This is a genomic window from Pseudophaeobacter arcticus DSM 23566 (genome assembly GCF_000473205.1).
GTDB classification, from domain to species: domain Bacteria; phylum Pseudomonadota; class Alphaproteobacteria; order Rhodobacterales; family Rhodobacteraceae; genus Pseudophaeobacter; species Pseudophaeobacter arcticus.
Genome location: NZ_AXBF01000005.1, coordinates 21,546 through 41,140, shown reverse-complemented (window position 1 = coordinate 41,140; position 19,595 = coordinate 21,546). Strand labels below are relative to the sequence as shown.

General features: G+C 58.5%; 15 protein-coding genes. 14 read left to right on the top strand and 1 reads right to left on the bottom strand.

The genetic code is table 11. The features are described from left to right. Nucleotides 1-100: 100 nt before the first annotated feature. Nucleotides 101-2,134: an FAD-dependent oxidoreductase gene (locus ARCT_RS0101520; protein ID WP_027238530.1), complete on the bottom strand. Its 2,034-nt coding sequence runs from the start codon at nucleotides 2,132-2,134 to the stop codon at nucleotides 101-103. Nucleotides 2,135-2,230: 96 nt separating this feature from the next. Between ARCT_RS0101520 and ARCT_RS0101515 the strand changes: the two genes are divergently transcribed. The 14 genes from ARCT_RS0101515 to ARCT_RS0101450 all read left to right on the top strand — a co-directional run bounded on the left by ARCT_RS0101515 (nucleotide 2,231) and on the right by ARCT_RS0101450 (nucleotide 19,595). Further along, nucleotides 2,231-3,412 (top strand): acyl-CoA dehydrogenase family protein, encoded by a 1,182-nt coding sequence (locus tag ARCT_RS0101515; protein WP_027238529.1) that lies wholly within the window; start codon nucleotides 2,231-2,233, stop codon nucleotides 3,410-3,412. Then, nucleotides 3,409-4,188 (top strand): enoyl-CoA hydratase/isomerase family protein, encoded by a 780-nt coding sequence (locus ARCT_RS0101510; protein ID WP_027238528.1) that lies wholly within the window; start codon nucleotides 3,409-3,411, stop codon nucleotides 4,186-4,188. The genes ARCT_RS0101515 and ARCT_RS0101510 overlap by 4 nt, the downstream gene beginning before the upstream one ends. Before the next feature lie 9 nt (nucleotides 4,189-4,197). Further along, complete coding sequence (locus ARCT_RS0101505; protein WP_027238527.1) at nucleotides 4,198-5,358, top strand: acyl-CoA dehydrogenase family protein; 1,161 nt, start codon at nucleotides 4,198-4,200, stop codon at nucleotides 5,356-5,358. A gap of 26 nt (nucleotides 5,359-5,384) precedes the next feature. After that, entirely contained in the window at nucleotides 5,385-6,776 is a 1,392-nt protein-coding gene (locus ARCT_RS0101500) for a phenylacetate--CoA ligase family protein (protein WP_027238526.1), read from the top strand. Further along, nucleotides 6,773-8,380: an acyl-CoA carboxylase subunit beta gene (locus ARCT_RS0101495; RefSeq protein ID WP_027238525.1), complete on the top strand. Its 1,608-nt coding sequence runs from the start codon at nucleotides 6,773-6,775 to the stop codon at nucleotides 8,378-8,380. The genes ARCT_RS0101500 and ARCT_RS0101495 overlap by 4 nt, the downstream gene beginning before the upstream one ends. Nucleotides 8,381-8,390: 10 nt before the next feature. Beyond that, complete coding sequence (locus tag ARCT_RS0101490; RefSeq protein WP_027238524.1) at nucleotides 8,391-10,397, top strand: acetyl/propionyl/methylcrotonyl-CoA carboxylase subunit alpha; 2,007 nt, start codon at nucleotides 8,391-8,393, stop codon at nucleotides 10,395-10,397. Between the two features lie 4 nt (nucleotides 10,398-10,401). After that, a complete protein-coding gene (locus tag ARCT_RS0101485; protein ID WP_027238523.1) occupies nucleotides 10,402-11,361 on the top strand; it encodes a hydroxymethylglutaryl-CoA lyase in 960 nt (319 codons plus the stop codon). A gap of 11 nt (nucleotides 11,362-11,372) precedes the next feature. Then, nucleotides 11,373-12,287 carry an SDR family NAD(P)-dependent oxidoreductase gene (locus tag ARCT_RS0101480; RefSeq protein WP_027238522.1) on the top strand — a complete coding sequence of 305 codons (915 nt, stop codon included), beginning with the start codon at nucleotides 11,373-11,375 and terminating at the stop codon, nucleotides 12,285-12,287. Beyond that, entirely contained in the window at nucleotides 12,287-13,081 is a 795-nt protein-coding gene (locus ARCT_RS0101475; protein WP_036783923.1) for a citryl-CoA lyase, read from the top strand. The genes ARCT_RS0101480 and ARCT_RS0101475 overlap by 1 nt, the downstream gene beginning before the upstream one ends. Before the next feature lie 3 nt (nucleotides 13,082-13,084). After that, on the top strand, nucleotides 13,085-14,248 hold the full coding sequence (locus ARCT_RS0101470) for an acyl-CoA dehydrogenase family protein (RefSeq protein ID WP_027238520.1): 1,164 nt from the start codon (nucleotides 13,085-13,087) through the stop codon (nucleotides 14,246-14,248). 91 nt (nucleotides 14,249-14,339) lie between these two features. Next, nucleotides 14,340-15,092, top strand: a complete 753-nt coding sequence (locus ARCT_RS0101465) for an SDR family NAD(P)-dependent oxidoreductase (RefSeq protein WP_027238519.1) — start codon at nucleotides 14,340-14,342, stop codon at nucleotides 15,090-15,092. Between the two features lie 839 nt (nucleotides 15,093-15,931). Further along, nucleotides 15,932-16,693, top strand: coding sequence for an ABC transporter ATP-binding protein (locus tag ARCT_RS0101460; RefSeq protein WP_027238518.1), 762 nt, complete (start codon nucleotides 15,932-15,934; stop codon nucleotides 16,691-16,693). Nucleotides 16,694-16,718: 25 nt separating this feature from the next. Beyond that, on the top strand, nucleotides 16,719-18,695 hold the full coding sequence (locus ARCT_RS0101455) for an AMP-binding protein (protein WP_027238517.1): 1,977 nt from the start codon (nucleotides 16,719-16,721) through the stop codon (nucleotides 18,693-18,695). 15 nt (nucleotides 18,696-18,710) lie between these two features. Then, on the top strand, nucleotides 18,711-19,595 hold the full coding sequence (locus ARCT_RS0101450; RefSeq protein ID WP_027238516.1) for a branched-chain amino acid ABC transporter permease: 885 nt from the start codon (nucleotides 18,711-18,713) through the stop codon (nucleotides 19,593-19,595).

The window sequence follows — 19,595 nt, the reverse complement described above, 5'->3', positions numbered from 1 at the left end:
GTTGCAACGATCACCTCTGTTGCGCGGCACAAGCCACCCACCGCGCGATATGCTGGTGGGTGGCTCGGTCAACCGTCGCATCTTCTCTTGCTTTGGCAGCTCAGAGGCTTTGTGCCAAACGCACGCCTTCATCAATGGCGCGCAACGCGTCGAGTTCCGCAGCCTCCTTTGCGCCGCCAATCATGGTGACGGTGGCCCCGCGGGCTATGAGATCCTCTGCCAAAGCGCGCTCCGGCTCCTGACCGGTGCAAAGCACGATGGTGTCTGCGGCGATGGTCTTTGGCGCGCCATCTACCATGATATGCAGGCCCGCGTCATCGATCCGGTCATAGACCACGCCGCCCAAGGCTTCGACCCCGTGTTTGCGCAGCGCGTTGCGCAAGATCCACCCCGTCGAAACGCCAAGCCCCGTTCCCGGTTTTGAGGCCTTGCGCTGAAGCATGACAACCTTGCGGCGCGATGGCTTCGGCGCCAACGGATCACCCGCAAGCGCACCCGATGTCGCAAATTTCGGGTCCACGCCCCAGGTATCACAGAACGCGTCGGTGTTATGAGCTTCGGCCGGTTCGGTCACAAGGAATTCGGCCACGTCATGGCCAATGCCCCCTGCCCCCATCACCGCGACGGTTTCGCCTGCGGCGCGGGCGCCGGAGAGGATCTCGGCGTAGGTCGCGACGCTGGGATGGTCGACGCCCAGCAGATCGGGAATACGCGGCGTGACTCCGGTGGAAATAACCACATGGTCAAAACCGTTGAGATCGTCCAATTCGGCGCGCTGTCCAAGGCGCAGTTTGACACCATGCTTTTGCAACTGGCCGCTGTAATAGCGCAGGGTCTCGTTAAACTCGTCCTTGCCCGGTGCCGCTTGCGCCAGGTTCAACTGACCGCCCAGCTTGTCTTGCGCCTCGAACAGGGTAACGTCGTGCCCCAGTCTTGCGGCCTCGGATGCCGTGGCCATGCCTGCGGCGCCGCCGCCGACAACGGCCACCTTCTTGGGTGATTCGGTTGGTGTGTCGCGAAATTCGGTTTCGCGTCCGGCGCGTGGGTTGACCAGACAGCCGACCGGCCGGTCCGAGAAGATGAAATCCAAACAGGCTTGGTTGCAGGCGATACAGGTGTTGATCTCGTCGGCGTGGCCTTCGCGCGCTTTTTTGACGAAATGCGGGTCGGCCAAAAAGGGACGCGCCATCGAGATCATATCCGCCTCGCCAGAGGTCAGAATGTCTTCGGCAAGCTCGGGGGTGTTGATTCGGTTGGAGGCGACCACCGGAATTGAGACCGCCGCTTTTACGTTTGCCGCCGCCTTGCGCCATGCGCCGCGCGGAACCGGATAGGCAATGGTCGGCACGCGCGCCTCGTGCCACCCGATACCGGTGTTGAGGATATCCGCGCCTGCGGCCTCGATCTTGCGCGCCAAGTCGGCGATTTCATCAGCGGGCGCACCGCCCTCGACCAGATCGGCGGCCGAAATCCGGTAAATAACAAGGAAACCGGGCCCGCAACGTTCGCGCACCGCGCGCACGATTTCGACCGGAAAGCGGTGGCGATTCTCGGCGCTGCCACCCCATTCGTCTTCGCGTTTGTTGGTGTGGGGGACGGTGAATTCGTTAATCAGATAGCCCTCGGAGCCCATGATTTCGACGCCATCGAATCCTGCGGCCTGTGCATTGGCGGCCGATTTGGCGAAATCCTCGATGGTGCGGCGAATATCGGCATCGGTCATTTCACGCGGAACATAGCGGTTGATCGGCGCGCGAATCGGGCTGGGGGCGACGCAGCCTTCGATCTTTGCATAGCGTCCAGCATGAAGAAGCTGTGCGCAAAGCAGGCTGCCTTCGGCTTGGACCGCTTCGCAGATCGGGCGCAGGTTTTCCGCCTCCTTTGGATCGTCGACCCGCGGGCCTTCGGGGTCGAATATCCCTTCGGCATTGGGCGAAAATCCGCCCGTGACCAGAATCGCCGCCTCGCCCCGTGCCCGTTCGGCATAAAAGGCGATCTGTTTGGCAATACCATCAGGTTCGGTTTCCAACCGGGTGTGCATCGACCCCATAATAACGCGATTGCGCAACATATGTTGACCCGCACGGATCGGTGACAGCATGGTGTCGAAGTTGTCTTTCTGCGAATTTTTCATTTTGGTCCTCCTCCTCAAAACATCTCTTGAAGTGTATTCTAACATTTGTTAGATTTTAGGGAAGAAGATATTTTTCGGTCATGGGGAGGAGCACCGATGCAATTCCAAGCAACAGAAGATCAAAAGGCGTTTCGCGAGACAGCGAAACGATTCGCAACAGAGAAGCTGGCGTCGAGCTATTTGGAGCGCGCAAGCGGCCACACATTCGATCGCGCGCTGATCAAGGAGATGGGCGCACTGGGTCTCATCGGGGCAGATTTGCCCGAAGAGTTCGGCGGGATGGGGCAAAGCTCTGTCACCTCGGGGCTGATTGTCGAAGAGATCGCTTATGCCGATTTCAACGCCAGCTACGTGCAGCTTTTGGGCTCGCTCATGGGCGGCATGGTCGCCAAACACGCGTCCAAAGAGATTGCGATGGAATGGGTGCCCAAGGTTGTGTCCGGCGAGGCCGTGATTGGTTTGGGCCTGACCGAACCGCGTGGCGGGTCGGATGCGGCGAACCTGATTTTGAAAGCCGAAAAATCCGGCAACGGTTGGGTTCTGAACGGCGAGAAAACGTCCATGAGCTTTGCCAGCCAAGCCGATGCGGCGGTGGTTTTTGCCCGCACCGGCGACCCGGACGGCGGCGCACGCGGCGTCAGCGCCTTTTTTGTCGACCTGAACCAAGAGGGCATCAAGCGCACCCATTTCGACGACATCGGCACCAAGCCTGTCGGACGCGGGTCTGTGTTCTTTGACGATGTCTTCGTGCCGGCTGAAAATATGATGGCCGAACAGGACCGCGCCTTTGGCACGATCATGGCGGGCTTCGATTATTCCCGCGCGTTGATCGGGCTGGAATGCTTGGGCGCGGCGCAAGCGTCGGTAGATGAAACTTGGGCCTATGTTCAGGAACGCGAGGCGTTCGGCGCCCCCATCGTGCAATACCAAGGCGTCAGCTTCCCGCTGGCCGAGGCGGAAACGCAACTGACCATGATGCGTCAGCTTTGCTATTACACGCTGGATCTGCGTGATCGCGGCATGCCGCACACGTCACAAGCGGCGATGTGCAAATGGTATTTGCCCAAAACCGCCTGCGAGATCCTGCACCAATGCCTGATCCTGCACGGGCACTATGGCTATACCACTGATTTGCCGCATCATCAGCGTTACAACGACGTTCTTGGCCTGCAAATCGGCGACGGCACCGCACAGATCCAGAAACTTGTGATCGCGCGTGAAAAAGTCGGCCGGATGGCGCTGCAATACGACAAAAAGGCGAAGGGAGCATCGAAATGAGCGACCCCGTAGTCGCCAGCATCGAAGGTGCCACCGGCATCATTGATCTGGCCCGCCCTGAGAAATTCAATTGCCTGTCACTTGACGTGCATGAACGCATCACTGCCGCGCGTGCGGAATTCGAGGCAAACCCGGACATCCGGGCGATCCTCATCCGTGCGCAGGGCAAGCATTTTTGCACCGGTGCCGATTTGACGGAAGTGAAAGGTAAATTGAACGATCCCGCCGCGCTGGATCATTTCATTGCTTTTGGCATGGAAAACCTGCGTGCGCTCGAAACCTCCTCCCTCCCTGTCGTCGTGGCCGTGCAGGGTTTGTGTCTGGCCGGTGGGATCGAACTTATGTTGGCATGCGATGTGTGCTTCGCTGCCGAAAGCGCCCAGTTTGGCGATCAACACGCGCAATTCGGTTTGATCCCCGGTTGGGGCGGATCGCAACGGCTCACCCGGTTGATGGGTCAGCGCCGCGCGCTTGATCTGATGTTCTCGGCGCGCTGGCTCGAGGCGGGAGAGGCCAAAGAGGCCGGTCTGGTCAATTACATCGTGCCGGATGCGGATTTGCACGAGGCCGCGCTGGAATATTGCCAGAAGATCGCGACCCGCTCGCGTCCCGGTATCGCCGAGATGAAGCGTTTGGCGCGCGAAGGTGCCGATCTTGGCATCGATCAGCAAATGCGGCTTGAGCGCGACGCAGCTGTGCGCGCTTTGCCGAGTGATGACGTCGCCGAAGGCCTTAATGCTTTCGAAAACCGGCGCAAACCTGAATTCAAGGGCTAAGGAAGAACCATGGATTTTACTCTGAACGACGAACAACGTCAGATCTACGAATACGGCGGCCAGCTGGCCCAGCAATACGACAACACCTATTGGCTCGAGCACGCCCGCAAGCATGAATTCCCGCACGACATGTTCAAACAGATTGCCGATGACGGCTTCTTGGGGATCATGGTGCCGGAAGAATACGGCGGCGCCGGCCTTGGCATGACCGAAATGGCGTTGTTCATGGAAGGCACCGCCAACCATGGTATTCCGCTTTTGATGATGGTGGTCGGACCGACCATGTCGCTGGCTCACCTCGCCAGCCACGGCACCGAATTCCACAAGAAAGAGCTGCTGCCGGCGGCCTGCCGCGGTGACATCCAGTTCTGTTTCGCGATCACCGAACCCGGTGCCGGATCCAACACCATGAAGGCCACGACACTGGCCAAGCGCAATGGCAACCGGTTCACGCTGTCGGGCGAAAAAACCTTTATCACCGGTGCCGAAGTGGCGGATTACTGCCTCGTCGTGGCGCGGACCAAACCCCACAATGAAGTCGACCGTAAGACCGACGGCTTTACCCTCTTTGCGGTCGACCTGAAGAAAAAAGGCGTCGACAAGCAGCGGGTTAAGATCTCGATCCCGCTGCCCGAGGAACAGTGGACATTGTTCTTTGATGACGTGGATCTGGGCCCCGAAGATGTGGTCGGCGAAGTGGACGAAGGCTTCTCGATCCTGTTCGACAGCCTCAACCCCGAGCGCATCATCCTCTCCGCACTGTGCTGCGGCATCGGCCGGTTCGCGCTGAACAAAGGCGTGGCTTATGCCTCCGAGCGCAACGTATTCGGTCAACCGATCGGCGCGCACCAAGGCGTGCAACACCCGATGGCCAAAGCGCACACAGCGGTCGAAATGGCCAGCCTGATGACCCGTCGCGCGGCATGGGAGTTTGACAACAAACTGCCTGCTGGTGCTTCGTCGAACATGGCAAAATATGCCGCCGCCGAAGCCGGGATCGAGGCCGTAGATGCCGCGCTACAGGCGCATGGCGGATCGGGCTTTACCGAGGATACAGGGCTTTACGAGATGTACCCGCTGGTGCGTTTGCTGCGCACGGCGCCGGTCAACCGCGAGCTGTGCCTCAGCTTCATTGGTGAAAAGGTCATGGGTCTGCCGCGATCTTATTGATCGCGCAGCCCGGAACGGAGGACGATATGCAATTTGGAATGCGCTTCCGGCGGCAGGATGCCGCCGACAAGGTAAATGATCGTTTCTGGCACGAGATCGAGGGCATGCCTCTCGATAAAGTGCGCCAGATTCAGGAAGAGCGGCTTCGCGATCAAATGGCCTATCTCAAGGCAAACTCGACCTTCTATCAGGAGAAGTTCGCCGAGGCGGGCGTGGATTTTGATGATATCCGCACCATCGAAGATCTGCAAAAGCTGCCTTATACCTATAAAACTGAGATCCGCGAAAGCCTTGCGGCGGAGCCGCCCTTTGGCAAGCATCGGGCCGCACCGATGGCGGACATCGTCCAGATGCAAGCCTCGTCCGGCACAACCGGCAGCCCGTCTTACGTGGCAATGACCGAAGCTGATTGCGAAATGTGGCACGAGATGACCGCGCGTTGTTTCTTTGCCAATGGCGTGCGTCCGGGCGATATGGTGCTGCATGCCTTTGCACTGGCCAAAGGTTTTGTTGGCGGCATTCCGGTGATGCAAGGTTTGCAATACATGGGTGCAGTCGATGTGCCGGTGGGCGCCGATGGCGGGGCCGAACGGCTCTTGCGCGCCTGTGCCGACACGCGCCCGCGCTGCATTGTCGGCGCGCCGAATTTCGTTCTGCATCTGGCCGAAAAAGCGCCTGAGGTGCTTGGCTGCAAGGCCAGCGAATTGGGCGTCGAACATGTGATCGTCGGCGGCGAACCCGGCGGCGGCATTCCTGCCATCCGTGCCAAAATCGAAGAGGCTTGGGGCGCGAAATGCTGTGAAATGCTAGGCGGCACCGATCTCGGCGTGACCTATTGGGCCGAATGCGACGCGCAATCGGGCATGCATATGGTCAACATGGACTATATTATCACTGAATTGCTTGACCCTGAAAGCGGCAAAATCATTCCGTGGGAAAAGGGCGCCGAAGGCGAAATGATCTACACCGCGCTTGGCCGTCAGGCCAGCCCTGTGGTGCGGTTCCGGTCCGGCGATTATATCGAAGTGATCGACACCGAATGCACCTGCGGGCGCACCGGGCCCAAGATCCGCTGCACCGGCCGGACCGACGACATGCTGATTGTGCGCGGGGCCAATGTGTTCCCTTCGGCGGTCAACAGCGTGGTCACCGAAATGGTGCCGGACACCAATGGCGTCATGCGCATCGTGGCCGATTTCACCGGCCACACCACGCAGGGCGCGCTGACGGTGATTGTTGAACGCGGGCCCGACCGTGACCCCGCAGATGACGCGGCCCTCAAGAAAAAGATCGAACAGCGCCTGCGCGACGCTCTTGTCTTCAAGGCCGATGTTCATCTGGTGGCCCCTGACACCTTTGAAAAACCCGGCGCCGCCAAGGTCGCCTTTGTTCTGAGAGAATATCCAGATCTGCCATGACAAAAATGAAATCCCTCCTCGACACCGGGTCTGATGACTTCCGGGAAAACGATGCGCAGTATCGCGCCAAAGTTGACGATCTGCATGCGCTTCGGCGGACGCAGCGCGTCGGCGGCCCCGAAAAGGCGCGCGAACGGCACGAATCCAAAGGCAAGATCCTGCCGCGCGAGCGCATCGAGCGCTTGATCGATCCGGGCACGCCGTTTTTGGAACTCGGCGAACTGGCCGGGTTGAATATGCACAAGGGCGTTCCGCCCGGCGCCGGCATCATCACCGGCATTGGTGTGATCGAAGGCCGTCAGTGCATGATCATCGCCAATGATGCCACCGTAAAGGGCGGCACCTATTTCGGGATCACCTGCCGCAAACACGTGCGCGCGCAGAAAGTCGCGTGGAAAAACCGCCTGCCTGTCATCACGCTGGTGGATTCCGGCGGCGCTTTCCTACCCGACCAAGCCAATCTGTTCCCTGATGAGGGTCAATTCGGTTCGATCTTCCACCAACAGATCGGTATGTCTGGCGACGGCATTCCGCAGATCGCTGTGGTTATGGGCCCCTGCACCGCAGGCGGCGCCTATATTCCCGCGCTCTGCGACGAAGTCGTGATCGTGCGCGGTCAGGGCTTTATGTATCTGGGCGGGCCGGAATTGACCTTTGCCGCAACCGGCGAAAAGGTCGAAGCCGAAGAGTTGGGTGGCGGCAAAATGCACTCCTCCGTTTCCGGTGTGACCGACCATTTGGCCGAAGATGATGCGCACGCATTGGCCATCACCCGCGATATTGTGCGTCACTTGGGCGAGAAGCCCGTGCCCCGCAAAACACCCGCCGAACCGCGTCCGCCGGCCTACCCGACCGAGGAAATTTACGGCATCATCAGCCGCGACCCCAAGGTGCCGACTGACAACCGCGAGATCATCGCACGTCTGGTCGATGACAGTGATTTCCACGAGTTTAAACCGCTCTATGGTGACACCATCATGACCGGATGGGGCCGTATCCATGGCCACGAAGTCGGCATTATCGCCAACACCGGTGTGCTCTTTGTCGAGGCCGCGTTGAAGGCCACGCATTTCATCAATCTTTGTGTCCAGCGCGATATTCCGCTGCTGTTCCTGGCCGATGTGAACGGCTTTATGGTGGGCCGCGAGGTCGAACAGATGGGCATCGCCAAAGCAGGTGCCAAGATGATCACCGCCATGTCCTCGGCACGGGTGCCGAAGTTCACCATCATCACCGGCGGCTCCTACGGGGCCGGTTATCTGGCGATGCTGGGCCGTCCGTTCCAACCGGACGCGATGTTCGCGTGGCCCACGGGCCGCTCCGCGATCATGGGCCCCGAGCAAGCGGCCAGCGTTCTGGCGCAGGTGCGCGCCCAGATCAACGAACGCGAAGGCAAAACCTGGACCCCAGAGGAAGAGGAAGCCTTTAAGGCCCCGATCCGCAAGGAATACGAAGAATTTCAAGGGGCCTATAATTTCGCATCGAACCTCTGGATCGACAGCGTGATTGAACCGTGTGAAACCCGCAACGTCATGGCGCTTATGCTGGATGTGACGTCGCGCAGAGCCAAGGTCGAAACCAATTTCGGCGTGTTTAGGATGTGAGGAGCGATCCATGAAAATCAAAACGCTTCTAATCGCCAATCGCGGCGAAATTGCCTGCCGGATCGCGCGCACCGCGCGGGCCAGCGGTATCACCCCTGTTGGCGTGCATTCCGATGCCGATGCCAATGCCCTTCATGTCCGCGAAATCGGGCATTCCGTTTGCATCGGGGCCGGACCGGCCTCCGAAAGCTACCTGAAGATCGACGCGGTGATTGCCGCTGCAAAGTCGGTCGGCGCGGATGCGATCCATCCCGGGTATGGCTTTTTGGCCGAGAACTCCGATTTTGCCCGTGCAGTCGAAGCCGCCGGTATGGTCTTTATGGGGCCAACGCCGGACACGCTTGAACGGTTCGGCGATAAGGCCAGCGCCAAAGAGGCCGCCGTGGCCGCCAGCGTTCCGGTTATTTCGGGCGCCGAAGGCGCGCGGTCTGATCCACAAGAGATCGCCGACGAGGTGCGCGCGATGGGCTTGCCCGTCTTGCTCAAGGCCGTCGGTGGCGGTGGTGGACGCGGTCAGCGTCTGGTGACCGACGAAACCACCCTGGTGGAAGACATCGAAGGCGCGCTGCGCGAGGCAAAGTCGACCTTCGGCTCCGAAGGGCTTTTGCTGGAACGGTTCCTGCCCGAAGCGCGCCATGTCGAAGTGCAAATCGCGGGCGACGGCAAGGGGCATGTGGTGCACCTGTTTGAACGCGATTGCACGCTGCAGCGCCGTCACCAAAAGGTCATCGAGGAAGCGCCGGCTTGGGGCTTGCCCCGCACGCTTTTGGACAAGATCGCGCAGGACGCGGTCCGTCTGGGCGAAACGCTTGACTATCGCGGCCTTGGCACGGTGGAATTTCTGGTCGCGGGGGAAGAATATTTCTTCCTCGAAGTGAACCCCCGTATTCAGGTGGAACACCCCGTGACCGAAGCGATCACCGGCTTGGATCTGGTTGCGCTGCACCTGCGGATTGCCGAAGGCGCGGGCCTTGGCTTGGTACAGGATGACCTCAAGATCAACGGCCACGCGGTCGAGGCACGGCTTTATGCCGAAGATCCGGCGATGCAATTCGCCCCCTCGACAGGCACATTGACCACGCTGAGCCTACCCGAGGGTTTGCGTATCGACAGTGGTGTCGAAGAGGGCGACGCAGTGACGCCGTTTTACGATCCGATGATCGCCAAACTGGTGGTGCATGCCGCCGACCGCGAAACCGCATTGGCGCGGCTGGCGACAGCCTTGGACCATGTCGCGGTCGAAGGGGTGCAAACCAACCGGGCTTTCTTGACAGCTCTGGCGCGCAATCCCGAATTTGAACAGATGCAGGTGCATACGCGCTGGATCGACGGCAGGCTCGATGAGCTTACGCAGGCACATACCCTGTCCCGTCCTGCGCTTTGGAAAGCCGCCGCGGCCATTCTTTTCGTGGCCGCATCGCGGAGCGACGCAAGCACCAATCCATGGACCAACCGCGATACCTTTACCGGATGGCGGCTTGGCCTTGGCGGTGATGCGATGGAAGCAGGGCAGCATGTCACGCTGACCGATGCTGCCGACACCTCCGAGGAGTTCCGCGTCGGGCCGATCAAAGCTGTGGATACTTACACCGTCCTGTCGGAAAACGGCGATGCTTTGACCTTGGCCATGCGTGAAATCACTTCGGGCCGGTGGCGCATCAGCGACGGCGATGACGTCTTCTTGATTGATGCGCGCTTGCATGCGGGCGTGATCGAAATGGACACGCCTGAGGGACGGCTTGTTTTCCGTCCTGCCGCGCCTTTGGACTTCGCCGGTGGCGATGCAGCTGGTGATCGCGCTGTGGCCTCGCCGCTCACCGGTATGATCGTCGAAATCAAGGTGGCCGATGGTCAAGACGTGACCGAAGGCGACGTGATCGCGGTGATGGAATCCATGAAACTTGAAATCTCGATCCGCGCGACCGCTGCGGGGATCGCCAGCAACATATCCGTCTCGAATGGGGACATGGTCGATCGCGGCCAAGTCATCGCCGAGATACTACCATCCGAGGAGTGATAAAATGAGCGATTTTCCAAAATTCGTCGAGTTCAGAGAAGAAGGCCCGCGTGAAGGCTTTCAAATCGAAAAAAAGATCTACCCGATCGAAGAGCGGATCGAATTGATCGACATGCTCAGCGAAACCGGATTGAAGCGCATTCAGGTCGGCAGCTTTGTCAGCCCGAAATATGTGCCGCAAATGGCAGATACCGGCGAGCTGTTTCAACGCATCAAACGCAAACCCGGCGTGAACTACACCTCGCTTTGGTTGAACGACAAAGGCTTCCGCAAGGCCCTGACCGCGCATGAGGTCGATATCGACCCGCGCCTGTTGTTCTACCCCTCCGAAGCCTTTGCGCAATCGAACAACAATTGTTCTTCGGCAGAGATGCGCGAAAAACAACGCGACTGGGTTCGGCTTTACAAAGAAGAAGGCTACACCGTTGATGCGGCCTATGTGATGACGGCCTTTGGGTGCAACTTCGAAGGCGCCATCCCGCAAGAACGCATTCTGGACGATTTCCGCTTTATCATTGAGCTTTGCAAAGATGAGCAAATTCCCCTGCCCATCCTTGTGATCGCCGATACGATGGGTTGGGGCAATCCCGAAGCCGTCAAGCGGATGGTCGGGGCGCTGCGCGACATGGCACCGGAGGCCCGCATCGGGATGCACATCCACGATACGCGTGGACTTGGTATTGCCAATCTTCATGCGGCTTTGTCGATGGGTGTGGACATGTTCGAAAGCTCTGTCGCCGGTCTTGGCGGCTGTCCGTTCGCTGGCCACGGCCATGCGCGTGCTGCGGGCAACGTCTGCACCGAAGATGCGGTTTTCCTGTGCCACGAGTTGGGCATTGAAACCGGCATCGATTTGGACAAACTGATAGCCGCCGCCGTCAAGGCGGAAGAGATCATTGCCGCGCCGCTTATGGGCCGCGTCATGCACACTGGCGGTCTCGACAAATACCGCAAAGCAAGCTGAGGGAGACGAAGATGACAAAGGCACTTGATGGAAAAGTAGTTCTGGTCACCGGAGCAGGTGGCGGAATCGGACGTGACATCGCCCTGATGGCAGCCTCCGAAGGCGCCGCTGTGGTGGTCAACGATTTGGGCGCGTCGCTGAAAGGCACCGGCCAGACCGAAAGCGCAGCGCAAAAGGTGGTTGAGGAAATCAAAGCCGCAGGCGGCGATGCGATTGCCGATGGCGGCAACGTCACCGATCCTGACGCCGCACGCGCTATGATCGAAGCCGGTGTGAAGGAATTCGGCCGCATCGACGCCGTGGTGAACAATGCCGGCATCCTGCGCGACGGGTTCTTCCACAAAATGACCTATGAAGATTTCGACGCAGTGGTGAAGGTCCATCTTTATGGCTCCTTCAACACCAGCCGTGCCGCCGCAGATTATTTCCGCGAGCAAGAGGGCGGCTCCTTGGTGCATATGACCTCGACCTCGGGGTTGATCGGCAACTTGGCGCAGGCGAACTATTCCGCTGCGAAACTGGGCATCGCCGCCTTCTCGAAATCTGTGGCGCTGGACCTTCAGCGTTGGAACGTGCGCTCGAACTGCATCGCGCCCTTCGCGTGGAGCCGGATGATCTCGTCGATCAAAACCGACACGGACGAGCAAAAAGCGCGGGTCGCAAAGATCAAAGAAATGACACCGGCCAAGGTGGCACCCATGGCCTGTTTCCTGATGAGCGACCGCGCAGCGGACGTGACGGGACAAATCTTTGCTGTGCGCAAGAACGAAATCTTTTTGTTCAACCAACCCCGTCCGGTGCGCTCCGTGCATTCCGGTGACGGTTGGACCGCAGATGAAATCGCCGAGCGCGCTATTCCTGCGCTCAAATCGCAATTCACACCGCTCGAAGTGTCGGCGGATGTCTTTTCATGGGATCCGGTCTAATGGGTAAGCGCAAAGAAAAAATCAGCTCCGATATCGCATGGAGCACCGCAGATAAGATCAGCGTGCGCGGGCTCGACCTGCCAAACGAAATCCTGGGTCACATGAACCTTGGTGATCTTGCCTTTTTGCAACTGACGGGCCGCAAGGCCACGCCAGAGGAAAGCCGCGTCTTCAACGCCATCGTGATCACCTTGGTCGAACACGGCATTACACCGTCCGCCATGGCCGCGCGCATGACCTATATGGGCGCGCCGGAATCGCTTCAGGCGGCTGTCGCGGCTGGCCTATGTGGTTTGGGCACGGTGTTTGTCGGCTCCATGGAAGGCGCATCGAAGATGCTCTATGAGGCGCTGCCACCAGAAAAACTGGGCACTGGCGCTGATTTGGATGCGATTGCCTTGGAAACAGTCGAGAAATTCCGCGCCAAAAAGACCATCGTGCCGGGGCTTGGCCATCCGGTGCACAAACCGGTCGATCCGCGCACTCCGCGCCTGTTCCAAATTGCGGCCGAGAACGGCAAGTCTGGTGAATACATCGAATTGATCCAGAAAATTCAGGCCGTGGCCGAAGAAAAGTCGGGCAAAATGCTGCCGATCAACGCCACCGGCGCGATTGGTGCTATTTGCTGTGAATTCGGCTTCCCTTGGAAAATCGTGCGCGGTTTCGGTGTCATGGCGCGGTCTATCGGGCTGGTCGGGCATATCCTTGAGGAAAGCGAGAACCCGATTTCCTATGAACTGTGGCAGCGTGCCGAGCAGGAAATCCTCGAAACCTCCGGCCCCGGAGCAACGTAAATCATGCAAACCTCTGCCCCAGAAAACCATACTGATCTGCGTGACGCGCTGCGCGCGCTTTGCGCGCAGTTTCCGCCGGAATACCACCGTAAATTCGGCGAGGATGAAACCTATCCCGAGGAGTTCGTTGATGCCTTGACCCGCGAGGGTTGGTTGGCCGCGATGATCCCCGAGGAATACGGCGGGTCGGGCCTTGGTCTGACCGAAGCATCGATCATCATGGAAGAGGTGAACCGTTGCGGTGGCAACGCCGGCCACTGCCACGGGCAGATGTACAACATGGGCACGCTTCTGCGGCACGGCTCGGACGCGCAAAAGCAGCAATACCTGCCGGGCATTGCCAGCGGTGAGTTGCGCCTGCAATCCATGGCCGTGACCGAACCCACCACTGGGACCGATACCACCAAGCTCAAGACCACAGCCGTCAAAAAGGGCGACCGCTATGTGATCAACGGCCAAAAGGTGTGGATCAGCCGTATCCAGCATTCGGATCTGATGATCCTGCTGGCGCGCACCACCCCGTTGAAGGATGTCAAAAAGAAATCTCAGGGTCTGTCGATCTTCATGGTCGATCTAAAGGATGCCATCGGCAACGGGATGGAGGTTCGCCCCATCGCCAACATGCCCGGCCACGAGACCAACGAAGTGTTTTTCGACAATCTCGAAATTCCGGCCGAGAACCTGATCGGGACCGAAGGGCGCGGTTTCTATCATATCCTTGACGGTTTGAACGCCGAACGGACATTGATCGCGGCGGAATGTATCGGCGACGGCTATTGGTTCGTGGACAAGGCCCGCGCCTATGCGGGCGAACGCATCGTTTTTGACCGTCCCATCGGGCAAAATCAGGGCGTTCAATTTCCCATCGCCAAGGCATTCGTGAATGTCGAGGCCGCCAATCTGATGCGGTTTGAAGCCTGTAAACGCTTTGATGCCGGTCAGGATTGCGGGGCGCAGGCGAACATGGCCAAACTGCTGGCCTCCGAGGCCAGTTGGGAAGCGGCCAATGCCTGTATTCAAACCCACGGCGGGTTCGGGTTTGCGCGCGAATATGATATCGAACGCAAATTCCGCGAGGCCCGTTTGTATCAGGTGGCACCGATTTCGACCAACCTGATCCTGTCCTATGTTGGCGAACATATTCTGGGGATGCCCCGCTCCTTCTAAGATATTCATGCGCGGGAATTGATCTCCATCATATGAAGGACTAATCGAATCCTCCACAATTGCTGCACAGCAATTGTGGAGGAAGATCGATATGAAACGACTTGAAGGAAAGATCGCACTCATCAGCGGTGCAGCCAAAGGCATGGGGGCCGCCGAGGCGCGGCTCTTTGCTAAAGAAGGCGCACAGGTCATTGTCGCCGATGTCGATGACGCGGGCGCAAGTGCCGTGGCCAAGGAGATCGAGGACGCGGGTGGCCGTGCAACTGCGGTCCACTTGGATGTTTCTGACGCCGCAAGCTGGCAAACGGCCATCGCGGAGGGAAACAAGGCCTTCGGCAACATCAACGTGTTGGTCAACAACGCCGGTATTTTGCTCATGAAGCCCGTTCAGGACACCACCGAAGACGACTGGGATAAGATTTTCTCGATCAATACCAAGGGCGTCTTTTTGGGCACCAAAGCGGTTTTAGAGAACATGAAGGCCGCAGGCGGCGGATCGATCGTCAATATCTCGTCGATCTACGGCTTGGTCGGCGCGCCCTCGGCGGCGGCATACCAAGCGACCAAAGGTGCGGTGCGATTGTTCACCAAATCGACAGCGGTGGATTACGCCGAATTCAACATCCGGGCGAATTCGATCCATCCGGGCGTGATACGCACCTCAATGACCGAAGACATTCTAGGCGATCCGCATGGCGAAAAGGCAATGCTTGGAACAACGGTTTTGCAGCGCGCAGGCCAACCGGAAGAGGTGGCTCGGGCGGTGTTGTTTCTGGCGTCGGATGATGCCTCCTTTATGACCGGCTCGGAAATGGTGGTCGATGGCGGCTATACCGCGCAATAGATCCGGCGCCCTCGGTAGAGCTGGTATAACCATAGGGTCAAGACAGTCCGGCGGGCGCAATCGCTATTGATTACAGCGTTGCCGAACCGCTGTCTTGATGCCCTCGCGCGTGATCAGCATGTTGCGATGCACGGGGATGCAGGGTCCGAAAACGGCTGCGATGGTATAAGGGTGAATCACGCATACTCAACCGGCAACGCGCTTTGCAGTCAGAGGCGTCAGTCGGTGGCCTTTCGCGGTATCACTCCGCCCTCACCGGCGCCGCACCTACCCGACCTGCCACAGGAGATGACTTCGACAACCCAACCCTAACGCTCGGCCCTCTATCGTTGTTCGGTACTGCGCGCTGACATTCAATGCGCATCGCCTTCATTACGGCGACGCGTCTGACACTGAATCCTAGTCTGAGCTTGTCGCTCGTCGGCCGCTGCAAATGCACACTGCTCCTCAATCTTGCCGCAAGACCAGTGAAGACTCGACCGGACGATTTTCTTGCGCGACCTCGTCTCTGACACGACCTCTCAGGTTGCAACGTCTTGGCCTCTCAAGCCTTGATACAGACACGGCTTGGCGCTGGTACGGCACCGGATTTTTCTGATATTATTGTTATTAATCAATAGCTTAACTCATTTTTAAAATACGATAAGTCAACTGTTGATTTGCCTTTCTAACGTATGTTAGGTTTGTCTCGTGAGTGCTTGGCATGGTTGGCCGAGTGAACCTCTGAACAAAGAGGTGGGAGGAGAAATAATGGGAATACGCCCTTGCACCCGCGCTTGCGCGGTCGATGCCACTGTGTCTGAACGTACAATATGTCGCGGGAAAATCGGGGTCACGTCATGACGGCGGCGCCGCTCGCGGTTCGCAACGCAACATTGAAATTCGGCGGAGTGACGGCGCTTGACGATGTCAGCATCACCGTAAACGATGACGAGTTGCTTGCCATCATTGGCCCGAACGGGGCCGGAAAAACATCTCTATTGAACGTCACGGCAGGGTTCTACCGTCCGCAAAAGGGCTGTGTCGAGCTTTCCGGCAAAGACGTCACCGGTCGGCGTGTCGATCAAATCGCCCGGCACGGTTTGGCCCGCACCTTTCAAGGTACCCACCTTTTCGCCGGACAGACCGTGGTGGAAAACATCATGATCGGCCGACACATGTTGATGAAGTCGAATGTGATTCAGGCCTTTTTCCAATATGGCACGGTGATGCGCGAAGAATCGGAGCATCGCGAAGCGGCCGAGGAAATCATCGATTTTCTGGAAATCGAAGCGATACGAAACAGGCCAGTGGGCACATTGGGCTACGGGCTGCGCAAGCGGGTCGATCTGGGCCGTGCGCTGGCACAAGAACCATCGATCCTACTGATGGACGAACCGATGGCCGGTATGAATTCGGAAGAGAAGGAAGACCTGGCGCGCTTCATTCTCGATGTGCGCGAGGCGCGCAAGATTCCGGTGGTTTTGGTTGAACATGACATGGGCGTAGTGATGGATCTTGCCGACCGGATTGTGGTGCTGGATTTCGGGCGGGTGATCGCCGAAGGCACCCCCGAGGAGATCCAGAAAGATCCGGCCGTGATCAAAGCATATCTGGGGTAGCGGAATGGTCAAACAACGAACAGCAATGGTCTACACAGACCCCGCCGTCACGCAGAGCGAAACCCTGCCGCAAGTCCTGTTGGCCCGCGCAAAATTCACGCCCGACGCGCTTGCCGAACGCCACAAACGCCTTGGTATCTGGCGCGAATTCACGTGGAGTGACGTGCTTGAAAAGGTCCGTGCGCTGGCGCTCGGACTGGAGGCAAAAGGCCTGAAAGCCGGCGATTCTGTCATGTTAATTGGCGAGAATGAGCCCGAACATTTTTGGGCGGAATACGCCGTGCAGTCTTTGGGCGGGAAAATCCTGTCTGTCTATCCCGACCAAACCGCCGATGAAATTCTCTATCTGGCAGAAGATTCCCAGACCCGCGTATTTCTGGCGCAGGATCAGGAACAGGTCGATAAATGCATCGAAGTGGCCGACACATACAACGGTGCCATTGCGATTGTGTTTTGGGATGGATCGGGGCTTTGGAACTACGACCACCCGCTGTTGAATTCCTTCGACAGCATAAGCGATGCCGGTCGTCAGGTCCACGCCGCAGAGCCGTCGCGCTTTGAAGAACATGTCAAACGCGGCCGCGCCGAAGATATTGCCATGCTGTCCTACACCTCGGGGACCACTGGAAAACCCAAGGGTGTTATCATCAGCCATCGCTACCTGTTCGACAACAGCTCGCGGGTGATGGGGGCCATCGACATCGCGCCGGGCACCGAATACCTGACTTATATTTCACCCGCTTGGGTGACCGAACAAATTTTTGGCCTGTCCATCGGTTTGATCGCGCCCATGGTCGTGAACTTCCCCGAAGGGCCGGAAGAAGTGCTCGACAATATCCGCGAACTGGCGGTGGACGCATTGGTGTTCAGCCCGCGGCAGTGGGAAAATCTCGCCTCCATCGTGCAAGCGCGGATGCTCGGCGCCGGTAAGTTCCGCACCGCAATGTACAATTGGGGAATGAAGGTCGGCCGTGACGTGCATGTCGAACGGTTGGAAGGGCGCAGCCCGCGCCTTGCCGCGCGGCTGCAACTCCCCTTTGCCGAAGCGCTGGTCTTGCACCATCTGCGCGACAACCTTGGCCTCGGCAAGGCCAAGAATGCAATGAGCGGCGGCGCATTGATGGCGCCGGACGTTTTCCGGATGTTCCACGCAATGGGCGTCAAATTGCGCAACGTCTATGGCGCGACCGAGATCGGGCTTTTGACGGCGCATATGGGCAAGAGCTATCAGCTTGAGACAAGCGGCAGCTGGATGCAAACCAATACCACCTACGGCGATTTGTTGGAATACCGGGTGTCGCCAGAAGGCGAACTTCATGTACGCGGCGGATCTGGGTTCGGCGGATATCACGGCAAACCCGACAAGACCGCCGAGGCGCTGACCGAAGATGGTTGGTATGAAACCGGCGACGCCGTGTCGATGACTGACGATGGAGAGCTGTTGTTCTTTGATCGGGTCAAGGACATGCGCCGTTTGGCGAATGGCCACAGCTACCCGCCGCAGTTCATCGAAACGCGGCTGCGCTACAGTCCTTTCATCAAGGATCTGATGACCTTGGGCGACGAGGCCCGAGGGTTTGTCAGCGCCTTGATCAATATTGACATGGAAGTGCTCGGCCGTTGGGCCGAAGAGAACAAGATCAGCTTCTCGACCTATACTGACCTGTCGCAAAAGCCCGAGATTTTGGAGCTTATCAAAGGCGAAGTGGCGCGCATCAATGCGCTGTTGCCCGAAGGCTCCCGCGTGGCGCGGTTTGCGAATTTCCCGAAAGAACTCGACCCGGACGAAGGCGAGCTGACCCGCAGCCGGAAACTGCGGCGGGCCTTTTTGGAAGAGCGCTATGCCAAACTCGTCGACGCGATTTATGGCGGTGATGACATGACCGATCTGGAAATCGCCGTGACCTATCAAGATGGCCGTCAGGGCGTTCTCAAAGCCACGGTTCGGGTATCGGATGTCGAAAATGCATCAAAGGCTGCCACGCTGCAGTCGCAAACTTAAGGGAGGTCGGGGAAATTGGTTTATTTCATCAATGACATCATCACCGGGGCTTTGATCGGCCTGCTTTACGCATTGGTTGCGATGGGGTTCGTCGTTATCTACCGCGCCAGTAAGGTGTTTAATTTCGCACAGGGCGAACTTGTCATCATCGGCGGTTTCATCGTTTGGTTCACAACCATGCAGCTGGGCCTTAGCCTTTGGCTTTCGATCCCGCTCTCGCTGGTTCTGGCCGGTTTGGTCGGTTACGCGATTGAACGGATTTTCCTGACAAAGCTCATCGGTGAATCGGTGTTCTCGATGGTCATGGTCACGGTCGGTCTGCTGATTTTGTTGCGCGGGCTTGTGCTGTTGCTCTTTGGCCCTGCTGTGCGGCCCTTCCCGATCATCTTTCCGCTCAAGCCATTGTTCCTTGGGGATATGTTGATCCCGATGAACCTGCTGGCCGGGGGCATCATCACCATTGTCGCCGCTGTTGGCCTCTCGTGGTTCTTTAACCGGACACGATCCGGCCTTCGGATGACCGCCGTCGCGGAAGATCACGTTGTGGCCTCCTCGATGGGTATTTCCGTGAAGGGTTCGATTGCCTTCGCTTGGGTTCTCGGTGCGATCTTGTCCACCATTGGCGCCATGATCTTTCTCAGCGGCAAGTCGCTGACCTTTCTGGCCTCCGATATCGGGTTTGCGGCGCTGCCCGTGGCGCTTTTTGCCGGCTTGGAATCAATCGGCGGGCTCATTTTGGCGGGGGTGATCATCGGCGTCGCGCAAAGCCTGACCACCAACTACCTTGATCCGATGATCGGTGGCTCGCTGGGCAGTGTTGTGCCCTATATTATCATGCTCGCCATTTTGCTGATCCGGCCCACCGGCCTGTTCGGATGGCGCACAATCGAGCGGGTGTAA

Coding starts and splice junctions, on each gene's coding strand:
- ARCT_RS0101520 (WP_027238530.1), bottom strand. CDS start 2,134: ATGAAAAATTCGCAGAAAGACAACTTCGACACCATGCTGTCACCGATC.
- ARCT_RS0101515 (WP_027238529.1), top strand. CDS start 2,231: ATGCAATTCCAAGCAACAGAAGATCAAAAGGCGTTTCGCGAGACAGCG.
- ARCT_RS0101510 (WP_027238528.1), top strand. CDS start 3,409: ATGAGCGACCCCGTAGTCGCCAGCATCGAAGGTGCCACCGGCATCATT.
- ARCT_RS0101505 (WP_027238527.1), top strand. CDS start 4,198: ATGGATTTTACTCTGAACGACGAACAACGTCAGATCTACGAATACGGC.
- ARCT_RS0101500 (WP_027238526.1), top strand. CDS start 5,385: ATGCAATTTGGAATGCGCTTCCGGCGGCAGGATGCCGCCGACAAGGTA.
- ARCT_RS0101495 (WP_027238525.1), top strand. CDS start 6,773: ATGACAAAAATGAAATCCCTCCTCGACACCGGGTCTGATGACTTCCGG.
- ARCT_RS0101490 (WP_027238524.1), top strand. CDS start 8,391: ATGAAAATCAAAACGCTTCTAATCGCCAATCGCGGCGAAATTGCCTGC.
- ARCT_RS0101485 (WP_027238523.1), top strand. CDS start 10,402: ATGAGCGATTTTCCAAAATTCGTCGAGTTCAGAGAAGAAGGCCCGCGT.
- ARCT_RS0101480 (WP_027238522.1), top strand. CDS start 11,373: ATGACAAAGGCACTTGATGGAAAAGTAGTTCTGGTCACCGGAGCAGGT.
- ARCT_RS0101475 (WP_036783923.1), top strand. CDS start 12,287: ATGGGTAAGCGCAAAGAAAAAATCAGCTCCGATATCGCATGGAGCACC.
- ARCT_RS0101470 (WP_027238520.1), top strand. CDS start 13,085: ATGCAAACCTCTGCCCCAGAAAACCATACTGATCTGCGTGACGCGCTG.
- ARCT_RS0101465 (WP_027238519.1), top strand. CDS start 14,340: ATGAAACGACTTGAAGGAAAGATCGCACTCATCAGCGGTGCAGCCAAA.
- ARCT_RS0101460 (WP_027238518.1), top strand. CDS start 15,932: ATGACGGCGGCGCCGCTCGCGGTTCGCAACGCAACATTGAAATTCGGC.
- ARCT_RS0101455 (WP_027238517.1), top strand. CDS start 16,719: ATGGTCTACACAGACCCCGCCGTCACGCAGAGCGAAACCCTGCCGCAA.